General features: G+C 40.8%; 1 protein-coding gene and 1 pseudogene. One reads left to right on the forward strand and one right to left on the reverse strand.

Annotated elements, in window-relative coordinates:
• Window positions 1-71: 71 nt before the first annotated feature.
• Window positions 72-470 (reverse strand): annotated as a pseudogene (tnpA, locus tag F6K63_RS36730) (IS200/IS605 family transposase).
• 77 nt (window positions 471-547) lie between these two features.
• Between tnpA and F6K63_RS36735 the strand changes: the two are divergent.
• Window positions 548-1,750 carry an RNA-guided endonuclease InsQ/TnpB family protein gene (locus tag F6K63_RS36735; RefSeq protein ID WP_287314999.1) on the forward strand — a complete coding sequence of 401 codons (1,203 nt, stop codon included), beginning with the start codon at window positions 548-550 and terminating at the stop codon, window positions 1,748-1,750.
• Window positions 1,751-1,766 lie beyond the last annotated feature (16 nt).

The raw sequence follows: 1,766 nt of genomic DNA on the forward strand, positions 1-1,766 counted from the left end.
TGACCGAAAATCCTGAGGGCGCAAGCCCCTGGATTCTATCCATGGGGTTAGCCCGAACAGGAATTTATTCCCTAAACCTCTTTTTGATTTTGCACATACCGTTTGATTGTCTCTAGTGGAGCGCCTCCAACTGTAGACAGAAAGTAAGAATTAGTCCACAAGGTAGGTAGCCTACTTTTCAGATGAGGGAATTGTTCTCTAAGGTACCTGCTGGTGGCTCCTTTAAACCTTTTAACTACTCTGTGGATGCCAAATTGGGGGTCGCATTCACAGAGTAGGTGAACATGATCAGGCATTACTTCTAATTCGATAATTTCGACTTGGATCTCTTCCGCTATCTGGTGTAGGAGTTCTTTTAGTCTTACTTCCACCTCTTCTACAAGTACTGGTCTACGGTATTTAGGACACCATACGACGTGGTATTTACACGATTAGACAATATTTTTATTGTATTTGAATTTTTTTTTCAATTTATCCTAGACACTAGCTAGATATTATGTATATAATATAATAATACAGGCAAAATAAGGTCAAGGAGGTGGTAAAAGTGTTAGCAATGGAGTTCAAAGCCATCCTTAGCAAGTCCCAACAGAAAGCTGTGGATGAAGCCATTCGTACCTCTAAGTTTGTACGAAACAAAGTGCTTCGTTACTGGATAGATAACAAAGGGATTGGAAAGAAACAACTCTATCGCTATAACACCCAACTAAGAGACGAATTTAAGTTTGTAAAAGACCTCAATAGTCATGCTTGTCAAGCTTCTGTTGAAAATGTAGAACGAGCTATTAAACGTTTCTTTGATAACTGTAAAAAGAAGGTTCCAGGGAAGAAAGGCTTCCCGAAATTCAAGAAGCACTGCCGTTCTGTTGAGTACAAGCAATCTGGTTGGAAATTATCACTAGACAAAAAGTATATTAAGTTCACCGACAAGAAAGGTATTGGCAAAATCAAGCTTAAAGGTACTTGGGACTTATGGTGGTTCGACCAAAAGCTTATAAAAAGGGTTCGGATTGTCAAGAAAGCCGACGGCTATTATGTCCAGTTCTGCGTCAAAGTAAATAAAACTGAAGAGTCAGAAAGTACCGGATATGCTGTTGGACTAGATGTAGGACTAAAAGAGTTTTATACTGACTCTGATGGCTACTCGGAACCCAATCCCAGGTTTTATAGAAAAAGCGAGAAACGTGTAAAATTATGTCAACGTAGGCTTTCCCGAAAAAAGAAAGGCTCAGCCAACCGACGAAAAGCCAGAAATAGACTAGGTAGGGCACACCTTAAGATAAGTAGGCAGCGTAAAGAACACGCCAAGAGACTGGCGCGTTGCGTAATCCGGTCTAACGACCTGGTCGCCTACGAAGACTTAAAGGTAAAAAACTTAGTTAAAAATCATTGTCTTGCCAAGTCTATTAATGATGCTGGTTGGCGTCAATTTCGGGTATGGTTAGAGCATTTTGGTCAAAGGTTTAATAAGATAACCGTTGCAGTTAATCCAGCTTATACTAGCCAGAACTGTTCTGAATGTGGTGAGGTCGTCAAAAAATCTTTATCGACTAGGACTCATACCTGTAAATGTGGTTGCAATTTAGATCGCGATCATAATGCCGCCAAGAACATACTTAATAGAGCCTTGAGTACGGTGGGGCACACCGAAACTTTTATCAACGCTTGGGGAGATCTGTCCTCTACATTTCCTGATTCCGGTCTGGTTAAGCAAGTCAGTTCGTTGAACCAAGAATCCCCCGATTTCTAATCGTGGGGAGTGTCAA

The sequence above is a fragment of the Moorena sp. SIO1G6 genome (assembly GCF_010672795.1).
Taxonomy (GTDB): domain Bacteria; phylum Cyanobacteriota; class Cyanobacteriia; order Cyanobacteriales; family Coleofasciculaceae; genus Moorena; species Moorena producens.